This window comes from Streptococcus sp. LQJ-218 (genome assembly GCF_003428885.1).
Classification (GTDB): Bacteria; Bacillota; Bacilli; order Lactobacillales; family Streptococcaceae; genus Streptococcus.
Genome location: NZ_QQRU01000010.1, coordinates 63,939 through 83,360 on the forward strand (window position 1 = coordinate 63,939; position 19,422 = coordinate 83,360).

At 41.8% G+C, this 19,422-nt stretch carries 14 protein-coding genes and 2 pseudogenes; 15 read left to right on the plus strand and 1 reads right to left on the minus strand.

Annotated features, from left to right (window positions below):
• Positions 1-479 precede the first annotated feature (479 nt).
• From pnp to ugpC, 7 genes are all read left to right on the plus strand, one after another.
• Positions 480-2,693 (plus strand): polyribonucleotide nucleotidyltransferase, encoded by a 2,214-nt coding sequence (gene pnp, locus D2908_RS09125; protein ID WP_117306563.1) that lies wholly within the window; start codon positions 480-482, stop codon positions 2,691-2,693.
• Positions 2,694-2,708: 15 nt separating this feature from the next.
• Positions 2,709-3,326 carry a serine O-acetyltransferase gene (gene cysE / locus D2908_RS09130; protein WP_117306565.1) on the plus strand — a complete coding sequence of 206 codons (618 nt, stop codon included), beginning with the start codon at positions 2,709-2,711 and terminating at the stop codon, positions 3,324-3,326.
• Positions 3,327-3,337: 11 nt separating this feature from the next.
• Positions 3,338-4,222 (plus strand): GNAT family N-acetyltransferase, encoded by an 885-nt coding sequence (locus D2908_RS09135; protein ID WP_117306567.1) that lies wholly within the window; start codon positions 3,338-3,340, stop codon positions 4,220-4,222.
• Positions 4,223-4,303: 81 nt separating this feature from the next.
• Positions 4,304-5,647 (plus strand): cysteine--tRNA ligase, encoded by a 1,344-nt coding sequence (cysS, locus tag D2908_RS09145; RefSeq protein WP_117306569.1) that lies wholly within the window; start codon positions 4,304-4,306, stop codon positions 5,645-5,647.
• A complete protein-coding gene (locus D2908_RS09150; RefSeq protein WP_117306570.1) occupies positions 5,640-6,026 on the plus strand; it encodes a Mini-ribonuclease 3 in 387 nt (128 codons plus the stop codon). The genes cysS and D2908_RS09150 overlap by 8 nt, the downstream gene beginning before the upstream one ends.
• Before the next feature lie 3 nt (positions 6,027-6,029).
• Positions 6,030-6,899 carry a PucR family transcriptional regulator gene (locus D2908_RS09155; protein ID WP_117306572.1) on the plus strand — a complete coding sequence of 290 codons (870 nt, stop codon included), beginning with the start codon at positions 6,030-6,032 and terminating at the stop codon, positions 6,897-6,899.
• A gap of 112 nt (positions 6,900-7,011) precedes the next feature.
• A complete protein-coding gene (gene ugpC / locus D2908_RS09160) occupies positions 7,012-8,142 on the plus strand; it encodes a sn-glycerol-3-phosphate ABC transporter ATP-binding protein UgpC (RefSeq protein ID WP_049496807.1) in 1,131 nt (376 codons plus the stop codon).
• 197 nt (positions 8,143-8,339) lie between these two features.
• Here the strand turns inward: ugpC and D2908_RS09170 are convergent.
• Positions 8,340-8,651: pseudogene (locus D2908_RS09170) on the minus strand (ABC transporter permease subunit); the annotation flags it as partial.
• A 180-nt stretch (positions 8,652-8,831) separates the two neighbouring features.
• On the opposite strand from D2908_RS09170, the gene recJ reads away from it, so the two are divergent.
• The 8 genes and pseudogenes from recJ (at position 8,832) to D2908_RS09210 (ending at position 19,355) form a co-directional block, all read left to right on the plus strand.
• Positions 8,832-11,054 carry a single-stranded-DNA-specific exonuclease RecJ gene (gene recJ / locus D2908_RS09175; protein WP_165847492.1) on the plus strand — a complete coding sequence of 741 codons (2,223 nt, stop codon included), beginning with the start codon at positions 8,832-8,834 and terminating at the stop codon, positions 11,052-11,054.
• 173 nt (positions 11,055-11,227) lie between these two features.
• The gene (locus D2908_RS09180; protein WP_117306576.1) at positions 11,228-12,889 is read left to right on the plus strand and encodes a ribonuclease J; all 1,662 of its coding nucleotides are present in this window, start codon (positions 11,228-11,230) and stop codon (positions 12,887-12,889) included.
• 67 nt (positions 12,890-12,956) lie between these two features.
• Positions 12,957-13,736, plus strand: a complete 780-nt coding sequence (locus tag D2908_RS09185; protein WP_117306578.1) for an alpha/beta hydrolase family protein — start codon at positions 12,957-12,959, stop codon at positions 13,734-13,736.
• Between the two features lie 105 nt (positions 13,737-13,841).
• Positions 13,842-15,061 (plus strand): annotated as a pseudogene (locus tag D2908_RS09190) (aminoacyltransferase).
• 4 nt (positions 15,062-15,065) lie between these two features.
• Positions 15,066-16,298: an aminoacyltransferase gene (locus D2908_RS09195; RefSeq protein ID WP_117306580.1), complete on the plus strand. Its 1,233-nt coding sequence runs from the start codon at positions 15,066-15,068 to the stop codon at positions 16,296-16,298.
• 78 nt (positions 16,299-16,376) lie between these two features.
• Positions 16,377-17,078 carry a M57 family metalloprotease gene (locus D2908_RS09200; RefSeq protein WP_117306582.1) on the plus strand — a complete coding sequence of 234 codons (702 nt, stop codon included), beginning with the start codon at positions 16,377-16,379 and terminating at the stop codon, positions 17,076-17,078.
• A 38-nt stretch (positions 17,079-17,116) separates the two neighbouring features.
• Positions 17,117-18,964, plus strand: coding sequence for an excinuclease ABC subunit UvrC (uvrC, locus tag D2908_RS09205; RefSeq protein WP_117306584.1), 1,848 nt, complete (start codon positions 17,117-17,119; stop codon positions 18,962-18,964).
• A complete protein-coding gene (locus D2908_RS09210; RefSeq protein WP_240628282.1) occupies positions 18,939-19,355 on the plus strand; it encodes a hypothetical protein in 417 nt (138 codons plus the stop codon). The genes uvrC and D2908_RS09210 overlap by 26 nt, the downstream gene beginning before the upstream one ends.
• Positions 19,356-19,422 lie beyond the last annotated feature (67 nt).

The window sequence follows — 19,422 nt, forward strand, 5'->3', positions numbered from 1 at the left end:
GTATTTAGGATCTTCTAATTCTCGATTTTTTGATAGCAATTTTTCCTAAACGACTCTTACTGATTTTGGGAAAGAGCGACACGATTGAGTCAAATCGATTTTATTTAATGAGGGAGTTAGTAAAGCATTTAGCTAATCGCCTGATAGCGATTAGCGTGAAAGGTTTAGATACTTTAGTATCAAACCTTTCTAATGATTTGTATCTTGAGAATTGAACACGCCTACAACTCTTTGGAAAAAGATAAATCTGCCTAGGAGCAGTCGCTCCGTCGTTCAATTTCCTATTTTCCTTTGAGTTGCTTAACGGCTTAGTATCTTGTGTAATTGAACACGGCCGAAAAGCTGTGTAAAAAAGATAAACTGTCTTGTCTTCATCGAAGACTTCGTCAGTTTCCTATTTTTACTTTGCTTTTGACGTCCTTAGTGTCTTGATCTTTGTAGGCAAGGCGTATAATTTCATCAATCCAAAGGGGATTAACATGACAAAACAAGTGTTTCAAACGACTTTTGCGGGTCGTGAGTTAATTGTAGAGACTGGTCAGGTTGCTAAACAAGCAAATGGCGCTGTTGTCGTGCGATACGGTGAGTCAACTGTCTTGACTGCTGCCGTTATGTCTAAGAAGATGGCAACTGGGGATTTTTTCCCTCTTCAAGTCAACTACGAAGAAAAAATGTATGCAGCTGGGAAGTTTCCTGGTGGCTTTATGAAACGTGAAGGACGTCCTTCAACAGATGCGACTTTGACAGCGCGTTTGATTGACCGTCCAATCCGTCCTATGTTTGCGGAAGGTTTCCGTAACGAAGTGCAAGTGATTAACACTGTGCTTTCTTATGATGAAAATGCATCGGCACCAATGGCAGCTATGTTTGGTTCATCTTTAGCGCTTTCTATCTCAGATATTCCATTTGACGGACCAATCGCTGGGGTACAAGTGGGTTATGTAGATGGCCAAATCATCATCAACCCAAGTCTAGAACAAGCAGAGCGCTCACTTCTTGAATTGACAGTAGCTGGTAGCAAGCACGCTATCAACATGGTAGAGTCTGGTGCTAAAGAGTTGTCAGAAGAAATCATGTTGGAAGCCCTTCTTAAAGGGCACGAAGCAGTCAAAGAATTGATCGCCTTCCAAGAAGAAATTGTTGCAGCTGTTGGGAAAGAAAAAGCAGAAGTGGAATTGCTTCATGTAGACGCTGACTTGCAAGCTGAAATCATCGCAGCCTACAACAGCGACCTCCAAAAAGCGGTCCAAGTAGAAGAAAAATTGGCGCGTGAAGCTGCTACTCAAGCAGTTAAGGACCAAGTGACTGCTGTTTACGAAGAAAAATATGCAGATTATGAAGAATTTGACCGTATCATGCGTGATGTGGCTGAAATCTTGGAACAAATGGAACACGCAGAAGTACGCCGTTTGATTACAGAAGACAAGGTTCGCCCAGATGGTCGTAAGGTTGATGAAATTCGTCCTTTGGATGCAGCTGTTGACTTTCTTCCTCGTGTGCACGGTTCAGGTCTCTTCACTCGTGGGCAAACTCAGGCTCTTTCAGTCTTGACCTTGGCGCCAATGGGAGAAACTCAAATCATCGATGGTTTGGATCTAGAGTACAAGAAACGCTTTATGCACCACTATAACTTCCCACAATACTCTGTAGGGGAAACTGGTCGTTACGGTGCGCCAGGTCGTCGTGAAATTGGTCACGGTGCTCTTGGTGAGCGTGCCCTTGCTCAAGTATTGCCAAGCTTGGAAGAATTTCCATATGCTATCCGCTTGGTAGCAGAGGTCTTGGAATCAAACGGTTCTTCCTCTCAGGCTTCTATCTGTGCGGGAACGCTTGCCCTTATGGCTGGTGGTGTTCCAATCAAGGCGCCAGTAGCAGGTATTGCGATGGGTCTCATTTCAGATGGAAACAACTACACAGTCTTGACAGACATTCAAGGTTTGGAAGATCACTTTGGAGACATGGACTTCAAGGTTGCAGGTACTCGTGACGGGATTACAGCTCTTCAAATGGATATCAAGATCCAAGGGATTACTGCAGAAATCTTGACGAAGGCTCTTGCTCAAGCCAAGAAAGCGCGTTTTGAAATCCTTGATGTGATCGAAGCAACTATACCTGAAGTTCGTCCAGAATTGGCTCCAACTGCTCCGAAAATTGATACCATTAAGATTGATGTGGATAAAATCAAGATTGTCATCGGTAAAGGTGGAGAAACCATCGATAAGATCATCGCTGAAACAGGCGTTAAGATTGATATCGACGAAGAAGGAAACGTATCTATCTACTCTAGCGACCAAGATGCTATCGACCGCGCCAAAGAAATCATTGCTAGTTTGGTTCGTGAAGCCAAGGTGGACGAAGTTTACCATGCTAAGGTTGTTCGCATTGAGAAATTCGGTGCCTTTGTCAACCTCTTTGACAAGACAGATGCCCTCGTTCACATCTCTGAAATGGCTTGGACTCGTACTAATCGTGTTGAAGACTTGGTAGAAATCGGAGATGAAGTCGATGTTAAGGTTATCAAAATTGACGAAAAAGGACGTGTAGATGCTTCTATGAAAGCTCTTCTTCCTCGTCCGCCAAAACCTGAACGTGATGAAAAAGATGAAAAATCAGAGCGTCCTCACCGCCCACGTCATCACAAGGACCACAAACCTAAGAAAGAAACTGCAGAAACACCAAAAGATTCAGAATAAGAAAAGGAGAAATATATGGGATGGTGGCGCGAAACCATTGATATTGTAAAAGAAAATGATCCAGCGGCCCGTACCACTTTGGAGGTTTTGCTGACTTATCCAGGTGTTAAGGCCTTGGCGGCCCACCGTCTCTCCCATTTTCTCTGGAAGCACGGCTTCAAACTCCTGGCTCGTATGCATAGCCAGTTTTGGCGTTTTTGGACTCAGATTGAGATTCACCCTGGAGCTCAGATTGAATCAGGTGTCTTTATCGACCATGGCTCTGGTTTGGTGATTGGGGAGACGGCTATCGTTGAAAAAGGGGTTCTTCTCTACCACGGGGTAACTCTTGGTGGGACTGGGAAGGATGTTGGCAAACGCCATCCGACCGTTCGTAAAGGAGCTCTCATATCAGCCCATGCCCAAGTTATTGGACCAGTAGAAATCGGTGAAAATGCCAAGATTGGTGCTGCAGCAGTTGTCGTAGCAGATGTTCCTAGTGATGTGACAGTTGTCGGTATTCCTGCCAAGATTGTCCGTGTACATGGTAAGAAAGATGAGCCCGTCATTCACGAAGTCGAAGAAAAACGAGAGTACTACGTTAATAAACTCGAGCAGGCTAAAGAAGCCAGTCACAGATCGTCTGGTTTGTAGAGGATATCTATATGATTCAAGCAAGAAACAAGTTGAGCCAAGAGGAGTTATCTGAGGCGAAAAAACTAATTAACTATTGCCAAAACTATGACGGTACCTATCGAGATCCCTATCTCTCTAACATGCTTAATTTTGACCCAAACATGCCCGCCTTTTTCCTTTATTATGAAAAAGGCGAACTTGTTGGTTTATTAACTGTCTATGCAGATGACCAAGATGTGGAAGTGACGATACTGGTTCATCCAGATCATCGCCGTCAGGGGGTTGCGCGTGCATTGTTTACTAGTTTTGAGAGAGAAACAGCTTCTTTTCCGATTCATTCAGTTACTTTTCGGACAGAGCGTGTTTTTCTAGACCGCCATCCTGATTTTGTCAGCAACTGGGGATTGGTCGAGGATGAAGAGACAGAAACTTGGTTAGGTAAGGATAGAAAACCTTATCCGTTAGCAAATGTTTCCAATCTTGAAGTTTTGTTAGCAGATAGCTCGTATCAGGATCAAATTAGTCAGTTGAAATTTCAGGCATTTTTAGGGGAACATGAATCTAGAGAAGTTGAGGATAGATATGTCGCTGAAGCTCTGAAAGATCCAGAAAGTCGCCTATATGTTTTATTAAAAGACGGTCAGGTTATTGGGACTTGCACGGTAGATTTATCGACTAATACGAATTACTTCTACGGTTTAGCAATATCAGAACTTGAACGTGGGAAAGGCTATGGAAGCTACTTAGCAAAATCCCTTGTCAACCAATTGATTGAGCAAAATGACAAGGAATTTCAGATTGCAGTGGAAGATAGCAATGTAGGTGCCAAGCGTTTGTATGAAAAAATTGGCTTTGTCAAACAGACTCAGGTGGTTTATCTGAATGAGAAAGGAGCAAGGGATTCCGAAGTGTAGAGATATTCGGACTGAAATTCAATTGAAATTTTAGTGATGTAATGAACTAATCTTGGATTTTAGCTTTCCTGATTAAGATTTATGATTAAAATCTATGATACCATGACTCGTGAATTGCGAGAATTTGTCCCGATTGAGGACGGCAAAGTTAAGATGTATGTTTGTGGGCCAACGGTGTACAACTATATCCATGTGGGGAATGCCCGTTCGACGGTAGCTTTTGATACGATTCGTCGTTATTTTGAGTACCGTGGGTATGAGGTTGCCTATATTTCCAATTTTACGGATGTGGATGATAAGATTATCAACCGTGCCAAGGAAGAAGGTATCACGCCTCAGGAGGTTGCGGACAAGTACATCGCTGCCTTTCGTGAGGATGTGACAGCCTTGGGCGTCAAACCTGCGACTCGCCATCCGCGTGTAGTGGAGTTTATGGCGGACATTATCCGCTTTGTGGAAGATTTGATTGAAAAAGGCTTTGCCTATGAGAGTCAAGGAGATGTTTACTTCCGTGTGGAAAAATCCCACAACTATGCCAAATTGGCTAATAAAACTTTAGAAGATTTGGAGCTGGGAGCTTCAGGTCGTACTGATGAAGAAACGGCTCGTAAGGAAAATCCTGTGGACTTTGCCCTCTGGAAATCTGCCAAATCAGGAGAGATTTCTTGGGATAGTCCTTGGGGACCTGGTCGTCCAGGCTGGCACATCGAGTGTTCAGTTATGTCGACAGAGATTTTAGGTGATACTATTGATATCCACGGCGGTGGAGCCGACCTAGAATTTCCACACCACACCAACGAGATTGCCCAGTCAGAAGCCAAAACAGGCAAGACCTTTGCCAACTACTGGATGCACAACGGTTTTGTCAATATCGACAATGTCAAGATGTCCAAGTCCTTGGGTAACTTTATTACAGTTCACGACGCTCTTAAAACACTTGATGGGCAAGTGCTTCGGTTCTTCTTTGCGACTCAACATTACCGCAAGCCAATCAATTTTACTGAAAAGGCCGTGCGTGATGCAGAGACTAATCTTAAGTATCTAAAGAACACTTACGCGCAACCATTTACTGGAACTGTAGATGCGGGGGAGTTGCAAGCATTTAAAGACAAGTTTGTGGCGGCTATGGATGAAGACTTTAACTCCGCCAACGGTATCACAGTTGTCTTTGAAATGGCTAAGTGGATCAACTCAGGCAACTATGATGCAAGTGTCAAGGAAGCTCTTGCAGCTATGTTAGAGGTCTTTGGAATTGTCTTTGTTGAGGAAGTTTTGGATGAAGAGATTGAAGCCTTAATCCAAAAACGCCAAGAAGCGCGTGCCAATCGTGACTTTGCGACAGCGGACCAAATCCGTGACCAACTGGCTGCTCAAGGAATTAAACTCCTTGACACCAAGGATGGAGTGAGGTGGACTCGTGATTGATGTCAATCTCATTAACGGGATTGCGTTAGCTTTTGAGGGGGACGCCGTTTACTCTATGTATATTCGGCGCCACCTCATTCTCAAAGGTATGACCAAGCCCAATAAACTCCACCAAGAAGCGACCAAGTATGTCTCAGCTAAGGCTCAGGCCCGCCTGATTTCCCTTATGTTGGATGAGCAGGTTCTAACGGAAAAAGAAGAAGAAATCTACAAACGTGGTCGCAATACCAATAGCCACACAAAGGCTAAAAATGCCGATGTGGTGACTTATCGTATGTCTACAGGTTTTGAAGCAGTCATGGGCTATCTTCATATGACTGAAAATCTGAAACGTCTTGAGAGCTTGATTTCGTGGTGCATCCAAAAAGTGGAGGGCTAGGACATGATAGCAAAAGAACTACAAGACTGGTTTCCTGAGGCTCAGATTTCAGACCAACCAGTAGAGAAAGAAGGTTATCTCACACTCCCTTTAGCTTCTCAGCAGTGGATTTTGCTGGAGGAAGCTGGACTCAGCGAGCGTGAAAAACAACTGGTGGCTCTTTTAACCAAGCAGGAGCAAACCATTTCCCTCAATCCTTGGTATTCTTTTCTGATTGAGGGCAAGGGGCAGGCACCGCAAACTTTTAAAAAGATTCAGTTGGTTTATTGTCATCTTTCTTATTTCCAACAAGAGAATCTACCTTCTTGGTTAGATATGATGCGAACTCTTTTTCCGAATTGTCAGACCGTCCTTCAGGTCGGAGCTCAGGATTATGTATTTGTGCTTCAACAAGATAAATACAGCTCTGTTCGATCAATTTTATCTGATACGATTGAAGCAGTTGAGTATGACTTTGGTCTTCGTCTGTCCATCATGTTAGGCCAGGTTTGGTCTCAGACTGGACATCATGCCCTATCAGACTTAATCAAAGCGGAGCGCGATTTGTTTAAGACTTGGTGGCGTCAGGGCCACCAAGGTGTTCATACATTTTCTCAGCTCTATCTGTGGAGTATAGGAGAAAGGCTTGTGGATTTGAGAGTAATTAAGGAATGCCTGCACCAGATAATCTTGGATCAAGATCAGATTCAGGAAATCATTCTCTCATTATGGGAAAATAGTGCTGTTCTCACTAAAACAGCCCAGCAACTCTATCTGCACCGTAATTCTCTCCAATACAAGATTGATAAATGGGAGGAATTGACAGGACTTCAGTTGAAGGAGTTAACGGATCTAACCCTGTGTTATCAATTGATTTTACCAGATATTCTCTAAAGTTTTGTGCAAGTTGCACAGAACTTTTTTATTTTTTTGGTCACCTTGCCATAGAAATGTAAAGCGTTTTCATTTATAATAAAACTATCAAAAGACAAAAGGAGTTCACCTCATGGTAGAATTGAATCTTAAAAATATTTACAAAAAATATCCAAACAGCGAACACTATTCAGTTGAAGATTTCAACTTGAACATCAAAGACAAAGAATTTATCGTTTTCGTAGGTCCTTCAGGATGTGGTAAATCAACTACACTCCGTATGATTGCTGGTCTTGAAGACATCACAGAAGGAACTGCATCTATCGATGGCGTGGTTGTCAACGACGTGGCTCCAAAAGACCGTGATATCGCCATGGTATTCCAAAACTACGCTCTTTACCCACACATGACTGTTTATGACAACATGGCTTTCGGTTTGAAATTGCGTAAATACAGCAAAGAAGACATCGACAAACGTGTACAAGAAGCAGCAGAAATTCTTGGTTTGAAAGAATTCTTGGATCGTAAACCAGCTGACCTTTCAGGTGGTCAACGTCAACGTGTTGCCATGGGTCGTGCAATCGTCCGTGATGCCAAAGTATTCTTGATGGACGAACCTTTGTCAAACTTGGATGCCAAACTTCGTGTATCAATGCGTGCTGAAATTGCGAAGATTCACCGTCGTATTGGAGCTACAACTATCTACGTAACGCACGACCAAACAGAAGCGATGACACTTGCAGACCGTATCGTTATCATGTCAGCAACTAAGAACCCTGCTGGTACAGGTACTATCGGACGTGTAGAACAAATCGGTACTCCTCAAGAAGTTTACAAAAACCCAGTTAACAAATTCGTAGCAGGATTCATCGGAAGCCCAGCTATGAACTTTATCAACGTGAAATTGGTTGGTAGCGAAATTGTATCTGACGGTTTCCGCTTGAAAGTTCCAGAAGGAGCATTGAAAGTTCTTCGTGAAAAAGGTTACGAAGGTAAAGAATTGATCTTCGGTATCCGTCCAGAAGATGTGAATGCAGAACCTGCTTTCCTTGAAACATTCCCAGAATCAGTTGTCAAAGCTACTATCTCTGTATCAGAATTACTTGGTTCAGAATCTCACCTTTACTGCCAAGTTGGTAAAGATGAATTTGTTGCCAAAGTTGACGCTCGTGACTACTTGCAAACAGGTGCAACAGTTGAACTTGGATTTGACTTGAACAAAGCACACTTCTTTGATGTAGAAACTGAAAAAACAGTCTACTAATACTCTTCGAAAATCAAATTCAAACCACGTCAACGTCGCCTTGCCGTACTCAAGTACAGCCTGCGGCTAGTTTCCTAGTTTGCTCTTTGATTTTCATTGAGTATAAGATAAATGAAACTCAAAACACTGCTAGAAATCTGGTAGTGTTTTTTGAGATGGCGTAGAAAAAACTCTCCAATGAACTGGAGAGTGGCTGTTTATTCTGCAGCTTGTTGCCAACGTTTGGCTAGCATATGAGATAGGCTAGAAATGGCTAGGTTAAAGCTGAAGTAGATGAGGGCAATCAGGATATACAAACTGAAGACCTGCTCTGGTTCGAAATAACGGCCCATGAGAATTTGGCTGGTTCCAAAGAGTTCTTGTAGGGCAATAACAGAGTAGAGGAGACTGGTATCCTTAATCACGGTCACAAACTGAGAAATGATGGCTGGCAACATTTTGCGGATGGCTTGTGGGAGAATGATGTGGTAGAGGATTTGGGCAGAGGTAAATCCTTGCGACATTCCTGCTGGTAAGGAATTTCCTTTGTGTTAGATTTTATTACATGATTCTACACCAAAAGATTTGTCTTGTCAAATCATATCTGAAAAAATTCACTAAAATCTTATAAAAAAGCAATCAGGATAGAGAAAAAGCCTAAATCATGTTATAATGAAGCAATAGAATTCTTAGAAAGAGTGGATGTCTTTTTGATAACACCTACTTATGAATGGCAGTTTGCCCCGCAGGTAGAAGATGCGGATTTTACAAAGATAGCCAAGAAGGCTGGACTGGGTCCTGAGGTGGCTCGGTTATTATTTGAGAGAGGGATTCAAGACCAAGAAAGTCTGAAAAAGTTTTTGGAACCTTCCTTGGAGGACTTGCACGACCCTTATCTGCTCCATGATATGGACAAGGCAGTGGAGCGGATTCGGCAGGCCATTGAAGAAGGGGAAAATATTCTCATCTATGGAGATTACGATGCGGATGGTATGACTTCGGCTTCGATTGTGAAGGAAAGTTTGGAACAGCTTGGCGCTGAGTGCCGTGTTTACTTGCCTAATCGTTTTACTGATGGCTATGGGCCTAATGCTAGTGTTTACAAATACTTTATAGAGCAAGAAGGAATCTCCTTGATTGTGACGGTGGATAATGGAGTTGCGGGTCACGAGGCTATTGAATTGGCCCAATCTATGGGAGTAGATGTCATTGTGACTGACCACCATTCCATGCCTGAAACCTTACCAGATGCCTATGCTATTGTCCATCCTGAGCATCCAGATGCGGACTATCCTTTCAAATATTTGGCTGGTTGCGGAGTGGCTTTCAAGTTGGCTTGTGCCCTGTTAGAAGAAGTACAAGTGGAACTGCTTGATTTGGTCGCTATCGGAACTATTGCGGATATGGTGAGTTTGACGGATGAAAACCGTATCTTGGTTCAGTATGGTCTAGAAATGCTGGGGCATACTCAACGAATTGGTCTGCAAGAAATGCTGGATATGGCTGGGATTGCTGCCAACGAAGTAACAGAAGAAACGGTTGGTTTTCAGATTGCCCCTCGTTTGAATGCCTTGGGGCGTTTGGATGATCCTAATCCTGCCATTGATTTGCTGACTGGGTTTGATGATGAGGAAGCGCACGAGATCGCCCTTATGATTCATCAGAAAAATGAAGAGCGCAAGGAAATCGTCCAGTCTATCTATGAAGAAGCTAAGACTATGGCGGACCCTGAGAAGAAGGTCCAAGTCTTGGCCAAGGAAGGCTGGAATCCTGGGGTTCTAGGGATCGTGGCTGGTCGTTTGTTGGAAGAATTGGGGCAGACAGTCATTGTTCTTAATATAGAGGACAGTCGTGCTAAGGGTAGTGCTCGTAGTGTGGAAGCAGTGGATATTTTTGAAGCCCTGGATCCTCATCGAGACCTTTTTATCGCTTTCGGAGGCCATGCTGGCGCAGCTGGCATGACGCTGGAAGTTGAGAAACTTTCAGATTTATCTCAGGTCTTGGAAGATTATGTCCGTGAAAAAGGCGCAGATGCTGCTGGCAAGAACAGGTTAAATCTAGATGAAGAGCTGGATTTGGAGACACTTAACTTGGAAACGGTCAAAAGTTTTGACCGTTTGGCACCTTTTGGCATGGACAATCAGAAACCTGTCTTTTATATCAAGGATTTTCAAGTCGAAAGTGCCCGTACTATGGGGGCGGGCAATGCCCATCTCAAGTTGAAAATATCCAAAGGTGAGGCGAGTTTTGAAGTGGTAGCCTTTGGCCAAGGTAGATGGGCGACAGAGTTTTCTCAAACCAAGAATCTAGAGCTGGCAGTCAAATTGTCTGTCAACCAATGGAATGGTCAAACTGCCCTCCAATTGATGATGGTGGATGCGCGTGTGGAGGGTGTTCAACTCTTTAACATTCGTGGGAAAAATGCAATCTTGCCAGAAGGAGTTCCAGTCTTGGATTTTGCTGGAGAACTGCCAAATCTAGTAAATAGTGATGCTGTGGTCGTAAAAACCATTCCTGAGGATATTACTCAGCTGAAGACTATTTTTCAAGAACAAAATTTTTCTGCTGTTTATTTTAAAAATGACATTGACAAGGCCTACTATCTAACAGGTTATGGGATTAGAGAGCAGTTTGCCAAATTGTACAAGACCATCTACCAGTTTCCAGAGTTTGATATTCGCTATAAGCTGAAGGATTTAGCTGCTTATCTCAATATTCAACAAATCTTGCTGGTCAAGATGATTCAAGTATTTGAAGAACTAGGCTTTGTGACCATCAAAGATGGGGTCATGACCGTCAATAAAGAGGCACCAAAGCGGGAAATCGGAGAAAGTCAGATTTACCAAAATCTTAAACAAACCGTCAAAGTCCAAGAAATGATGGCGCTGGGTACCGTGCAAGAAATTTATGACTTTTTAATGGAAAAAGAATAGCAGATAGGAAAGAGTTGGGCAACCAGCTCTTTTTTGAAAACAAATCTTCATTTTGAAAATCATCAAAAAAATGGTATAATGGTAGGAAAAGATTCGGCTAAAAGTTATAGTGCTTTTAGAATAAGAGGGCAAGCAACCCTATAATCAAGATAAATTAAGCTTTCGGAGGAAAAATGAGTAATATCAGTTTAACAACACTTGGTGGTGTGCGTGAAAATGGGAAAAATATGTATATCGCTGAAATCGATGGGTCTATTTTCGTTTTGGATGCAGGTCTAAAATACCCTGAAAATGAACAACTAGGAGTGGATGTGGTCATTCCCAATATGGACTACCTTTTTGAAAATAGCGACCGTATCGCAGGGGTCTTCTTGACTCACGGGCATGCGGATGCCATTGGTGCTCTGCCTTATCTCTTGGCTGAAGCCAAGGTACCTGTATTTGGCTCTGAGTTGACCATTGAGTTGGCAAAACTTTTTGTCAAAGGAAATGACACAGTTAAGAAATTCAATGATTTCCATGTCATTGATGAGAATACGGAGATTGATTTTGGAGGGACTGTGGTGTCCTTCTTCCGCACGACCCACTCTATCCCAGAAAGTCTGGGTGTTGTCTTGAAGACAGCTGAAGGTAGTATCGTTTATACAGGTGACTTCAAATTTGACCAGACAGCTAGTGAATCCTATGCGACAGACTTCGCTCGCTTGGCAGAAATCGGTCGTGATGGAGTTCTAGCCCTTCTTAGCGATTCAGCCAATGCGGACAGTAATATTCAAGTGGCTAGCGAAAGTGAAGTTGGGGATGAAATTACCCAAACTATAGCGGACTGGGATGGTCGTATCATTGTTGCAGCAGTAGCCAGCAACCTCTCTCGTATTCAGCAGGTGTTTGACGCTGCGGATGTAACAGGTCGTCGTGTGGTCTTGACAGGATTTGATATTGAAAATATCGTCCGCACTGCTATTCGTCTCAAGAAATTATCTCTAGCTAACGAGAGTCTTTTGATTAAGCCAAAAGATATGTCTCGCTTTGAAGACCATGAGTTGATTATCCTTGAGACAGGTCGTATGGGTGAGCCCATCAACGGTCTGCGTAAGATGTCGATTGGTCGCCACCGTTATGTGGAAATTAAGGACGGTGACCTAGTTTATATCGTAACGACTCCGTCTATCGCCAAAGAAGCAGTCATGGCGCGTGTGGAAAACATGATTTACCAAGCTGGTGGGGTTGTCAAACTGATCAATCAAAGCTTGAGAGTGTCAGGTCACGGGAATGCGCGTGATTTGCAGTTGATGATCAATCTCTTGCAACCTAAGTATCTATTCCCAATTCAAGGCGAATACCGTGAATTGGATGCCCATGCTAAGGCTGCTATGGCAGTTGGGATGTTGCCGGAACGCATTTTCATCCCTAAGAAGGGAACAAGCATGGCTTATGAGCATGGGGACTTTGTCCCAGCTGGCGCAGTTTCGGCAGGCGATGTCTTGATTGACGGAAATGCCATTGGTGATATTGGGAATGTGGTCCTTCGTGACCGTAAGGTCTTGTCAGAAGACGGTATTTTCATCGTAGCAATTACCGTTAACCGTCGTGAAAAGAAAATTGTGGCCAAGGCCCGTGTTCATACTCGTGGATTTGTTTATCTCAAGAAGAGTCGCGATATTCTCCGTGAAAGTTCAGAATTGATTAACCAAACGGTAGAAGACTATCTTCAAGGAGATGACTTTGACTGGGCAGATCTTAAAGGGAAGGTTCGTGATAATCTGACCAAGTACCTCTTTGATCAAACCAAGCGTCGTCCAGCTATTTTACCAGTAGTCATGGAAGCAAAATAATCGTTGAAATAAGTAGAGAGAAAGCCGAGTTTTGGCTTTTTCTTATAGAAACATAGAGGAAAAAATTATGGCAGTAATGAAAATTGAGTATTACTCACAAGTCTTGGATATGGAGTGGGGGGTTAATGTCCTCTATCCTGATGCTAATCGAGTGGAAGAACCAGATTGTACAGATATTCCCGTCTTGTACCTCTTGCACGGAATGTCTGGTAATCATAATAGTTGGCTTAAGCGGACCAATGTAGAACGCTTGCTTCGAGGGACTAATCTCATCGTCGTTATGCCCAATACCAGCAACGGTTGGTACACCGATACCCAATATGGTTTTGACTATTACACAGCACTAGCAGAGGAATCACCACAGGTTCTGAAACGCTTCTTCCCTAACATGACCAGTAAGCGTGAAAAGACCTTTATCGCTGGCCTCTCTATGGGAGGTTACGGCTGCTTTAAACTGGCTCTCGCTACAAATCGTTTTTCTCATGCAGCTAGTTTTTCAGGTGCCCTCAGCTTTCAAGATTTTTCTCCTGAGCGTCAAGATTTGGGAACTCCAGCTTACTGGAGAGGTATATTTGGAGAGATTAAAGACTGGACAACTAGTCCTTATTCTCTAGAAAGTCTGGCTAAAAAATCGGACAAAAAGACTAAGCTGTGGGCTTGGTGTGGCGAGCAGGATTTCTTGTACGAAGCCAATAATCTAGCAGTGAAAAATCTCAAAAAGCTGGGATTTGATGTGACCTATAGCCATAGCGCTGGAACTCACGAATGGTATTATTGGGAAAAACAATTGGAACGGTTCTTAGCAACCCTACCAATTGATTTCAAATTAGAAGAGAGATTGATTTAGTTTGAACTTTGGCGTAGGGTAGTAGAACTAAAATAAAATAAGTTTTCACTAGACTTTTCAAACGAAAGTAGTAGAATAGTAATAAAATACTGGAGAAAATAGGAAATGTACCGTTATCAAATTGGCATTCCCACGTTAGAATATGATCAGTTTGTCAAAGAACACGAATTAGTCAATATATTACAAAGTAGTGCTTGGGAAGCAGTTAAGTCTGATTGGCAACATGAGAAGTTTGGTGTCTACAGGGGAGAAAAGTTACTGGCGACAGCTAGTATTTTGATTAGAACTCTTCCGCTAGGCTATAAAATGTTTTACATTCCAAGAGGACCTATATTGGATTACAGGGATACAGAACTCTTGAGTTTTGTCATTCAGTCCATTAAGTCCTATGCTCGCAGTAAGAGAGCGGTTTTTGTGACTTTTGATCCAAGCATTTGTCTATCTCAAAGTTTAATCAATCAGGAAAAAACAGAATTTCCTGAAAATCTGGCTATTATTGATTGTTTGCAACAAATGGGGGCAAGGTGGTCAGGAAAAACGGAGGAAATGGGAGAACCATTCAACCTCGTATTCAGGCGAAAATATACAAGGAAAATTTTGAAGAAGATAAACTTTCTAAATCAACGAAGCAAGCTATCCGAACAGCACGAAACAAAGGGCTTGAGATTCAATATGGTGGACTGGAACTATTAAATTCATTTTCGGAGCTGATGAAAAAAACTGAGAAGCGAAAAGAGATCCATTTAAGAAACGAAGCTTATTATAAAAAATTATTAGATAACTTCAAAGAAGATTCCTATATCACGCTAACGAGTTTGGATGTTTCTAAACGTTTGAGAGAGTTAGAAGAACAGTTAGAAAAAAATAGAGCAGTTGCAGAAAAATTTAATGATGCAACCAAACCTTCAAAAGTTCAAGAAAATATAAAAGAAAAAGAACGTTTAGAAGAGGAAATAGATTTCTTACAGAGATATATGAATATGGGAAAATCAAACATTCCTTTAGCCGCTACTTTGAGTTTGGAATTTGGTAATACCTCTGTCAATCTATATGCTGGTATGGATGATGATTTTAAACGTTACAATGCATCAGTTTTAACTTGGTATGAAACGGCTCGCTATGCATTTGAGCGAGGTATGGTGTGGCAAAATTTAGGTGGTGTTGAAAACTCTCTCAATGGTGGACTTTATCATTTTAAGGAAAAATTTAATCCAACAATTGAAGAATACTTGGGTGAATTTACACTGCCTACCCATTTTCTTTATCCTCTGTTAAGACTTGCTCTTGATTTCCGTAAAACATTAAGAAAAAAACATAGAAAGTAAGTATATGGCACTAATTACACTAACAAAAGAAGAATTTCAGGCTTATTCTGATCAGGTTTCTTCTCGTTCTTTTATGCAATCAGTCCAGATGGGGGACTTGTTAGAAAAAAGAGGGGCTCGAATTGTTTATCTTGCTTTGAAACAAGAAGGAGAAATTCAAGTTGCAGCCCTGGTTTATAGCTTGCCCATGCTGGGTGGTCTGCACATGGAGCTCAATTCGGGACCGATCTATACTCAACAAGATGCCCTTCCAGTTTTTTATGCGGAGTTAAAAGAATATGCCAAGCAAAATGGTGTATTAGAGTTGCTTGTAAAACCTTATGAAACTTATCAAACTTTTGATAGCCAAGGTAATCCAATAGATGCTGAGAAAAAAACTATTATTCAAGATTTGACTGATTTGGGTTTTCAATTTGATGGTTTGATGACTGGGTATCCAGGTGGAGAACCAGATTGGTTATATTATAAGGACCTGACTGAATTAACTGAAAAGAATTTGCTTAAAAGTTTTAGTAAAAAAGGGAAACCTTTGGTGAAAAAGGCTGAAACCTTTGGTATTCGTTTGAAAAAGTTAAAACGTGAAGAGCTATCAATTTTTAAGAATATAACAAAAGAAACCTCTGAACGTAGAGAATATAGTGATAAAAGTTTAGAATACTATGAGCATTTTTATGATGCTTTTGGAGAACAAGCTGAGTTTATGATTGCGATACTCAATTTTTCAGAGTATTTAACAAATTTAATAAACAGGCAAAGTCAATTAATAAAACAAAAGGATGCGCTATTATCTTTGCTTGAGAAGTATCCAGATTCGGCAAAAAAGAAAAAAGAGTTAAGGGAACTATCTCGACAATTGGAGACCTTTGATGTCCGTAAGGTAGAGGCACGTAAATTGATTGAAAAATATGGAGAAGAAGATATTGTTTTAGCTGGGAGTTTATTTGTTTATATGCCTCAGGAAACGACTTACCTCTTTAGTGGCTCCTACACTGAATTTAATAAATTCTATGCCCCTGCACTGCTTCAAAAATATATTATGTTGGAAAGCATAAAACGTGGAATACCTAAATACAACTTCCTAGGCATTCAAGGGCTTTTTGATGGAAGTGATGGTGTTTTGCGTTTTAAACAAAATTTTAATGGCTACATTGTACGTAAAGCAGGTACTTTCCGTTATCATCCATCGCCTTTAAAATACAAAGCTATCCAGTTATTCAAAAAAATATTAGGACGTTAAGATGAAAAAGTCAGTATTTAGCTTTCTTTTTGCTTGTTTTAGTAAAATAGTCTTTATTTGCTAGAAAGGTGGAGAGACATGCGCTGGATTTTTCGTTTGATAGGGGCTTTCTTTTCTTTTGTGTGGCGTTTGTTTTGGCGCCTGGTTTGGATAGTTGTACTCTTATGTGCTCTTGCTTTTGGACTTCTCTGGTATCTAAACGGGGATTTGCAAGGAGCGCTAAAGCAAGCAGAGCGATCAGTCAAAATTGGTCAACAAAGTATCGACCAATGGGAAAAAACAGGGCAACTGACTAAGTTAAACCAGACAGATAGCCACCAACACTCTGAAGGAAGGTGGCCGCAGGCTTCTGCTCGTATTTACCTGGATCCCCAGATGGATTCACGTTTTCAAGAGGCCTATGTAGAAGCGATTCAGAATTGGAATCAAACGGGTGCTTTTAACTTTGAAATCGTGACTGAGTCCAGCAGGGCAGATATCATAGCTACGGAGATGAATGATGGAGGCACTCCTGTGGCAGGAGAAGCGGAAAGTCAGACCAATCTCTTAACGGGGCAATTCTTGTCTGTAACAGTTCGCTTGAATCATTATTATTTATCCAATCCAAACTATGGCTATACCTATGATCGCATCTTGCATACGGCAGAGCATGAGTTAGGACATGCCATTGGTTTGGAGCATACGAATGAAGTGTCAGTCATGCAGCCAGCAGGTTCTTATTATGGTATTCAGGAAGAGGATGTTGCAAATCTCCGAAAAATATATGAGACTAGTGAGTAGGGAACAATCTTTCCCTACTTTTTTGCTATAATGGAACTATGAATAACTTGATTAAATCAAAACTAGAGCTCTTGCCGACCAGCCCTGGTTGCTACATTCACAAGGATAAAAACGGCACCATTATCTATGTAGGAAAGGCTAAAAATCTGCGCAACCGCGTGAGGTCTTATTTCCGTGGGAGTCATGATACCAAAACAGAGGCATTGGTGTCTGAAATTGTAGATTTTGAATTTATTGTTACGGAGTCAAATATCGAGGCACTTCTCCTAGAAATCAACCTGATCAAGGAAAATAAGCCCAAGTACAATATCATGCTCAAGGATGATAAGTCTTATCCTTTCATCAAAATCACCAATGAACGCTATCCTCGTTTGATTATCACCCGTCAGGTCAAAAAAGACGGAGGTCTCTACTTTGGACCCTATCCAGATGTGGGGGCAGCCAATGAAATCAAACGACTGCTGGATCGGATTTTTCCTTTTCGTAAGTGCACCAATCCGCCCTCTAAGGTCTGTTTTTACTACCATATCGGTCAATGTATGGCCCATACCATCTGTAAGAAGGATGAGGACTATTTCAAGTCCATGGCTCAGGAGGTCTCTGATTTCTTAAAAGGACAGGATGACAAAATCATCGATGACCTTAAAGGTAAAATGGCATCTGCAGCCCAGACAATGGAATTTGAACGTGCAGCGGAATATCGTGACCTGATTCAGGCCATTGGAACGCTTCGAACCAAGCAACGGGTCATGGCCAAGGATCTCCAAAATCGGGATGTCTTTGGCTACTATGTGGATAAGGGCTGGATGTGCGTCCAGGTCTTCTTTGTCCGTCAGGGCAAGCTCATCGAGCGAGATGTCAATCTCTTTCCCTACTACAATGATCCGGATGAGGACTTCTTGACCTATGTGGGACAATTCTATCAAGAAAAATCTCATCTAGTTCCCAATGAGGTACTGATTCCGCAGGATATTGATCAAGAAGCAGTCAAAGCCTTGGTGGATACCAAGATTGTCAAACCCCAGCGTGGAGAGAAAAAGCAACTGGTCAATTTGGCTATAAAGAATGCGCGTGTTAGTCTAGAGCAGAAGTTTAGTCTGTTAGAGAAATCAGTTGAAAAGACACAAGGGGCTATTGAAAATCTGGGACGACTTCTACAAATTCCGACTCCAGTTCGTATCGAGTCCTTCGATAACTCCAATATCATGGGAACCAGCCCTGTTTCTGCCATGGTGGTCTTTGTTAACGGCAAACCGAGCAAGAAGGATTACCGCAAGTACAAGATAAAAACAGTTGTTGGGCCAGATGACTACGCAAGTATGCGAGAGGTTATTCGCAGACGTTATGGACGAGTCCAACGAGATGGTTTGATACCGCCTGACTTAATCGTTATTGATGGAGGACAAGGTCAGGTTAATATCGCAAAGCAAGTCATCCAAGAAGAGCTAGGCTTGGATATTCCCATTGCAGGTCTGCAAAAGAATGACAAGCACCAAACCCATGAATTGCTCTTTGGAGATCCGCTTGAGGTAGTGGAGTTGTCTCGCAATTCTCAGGAATTTTTCCTCCTCCAACGCATTCAAGATGAGGTGCACCGCTTTGCTATTACTTTCCACCGCCAACTGCGCTCAAAAAATTCTTTTTCATCACAACTGGATGGAATTGAAGGGCTGGGACCTAAACGCAAGCAGAATCTCATGAAGCATTTCAAGTCTCTCACTAAAATCAAGGAAGTCAGTGTGGATGAGATTGTCGAAGTTGGAGTACCAAGAACAGTCGCAGAAGCTGTGCAAAGAAAGTTGAACCCGCAGGAAGAAGGGGAATTGGCTCAAGTGGCGGAACCATTTATGATAGAATGGAATGATCGTGATGAAAATAAGCAATGAAATATTAGGAACAGTCTATATCGTCTCTTATCTATGTCTTCTTTATTGTCTCTGGTTGTGGAATGGTCTAGCGTTTCTTCTTTTGACATTTATTTTCTGGGGTATTCCCTTGTTGATAATAATTCTTCCCTTATTAGGTATATGGATATTTACAAACTTAAAATCCCTGGTTTTGATCGGTTATGTGGCAAGTTTATTGAACAGCTATTGTCTTTATTTGGTTCTTAGAAATTTTCATTTGGAAAGAATTACTGATACAGCAGGACAAAAAATTCCATTATCACCGTGGTTATCTGTTGCAATTATTGTGTTTGCTTGTTTGTTTTTATCTGTAGCTACATTGGGGTTTTATAAAAACTTTATTTTCCCTTTCTTTAAAAAGAATGAATAACGAATAATATCCTCTTTACATTAATTTGTAAGATAGCAGAATGGATACGTTTAGATTGATGTTAGGA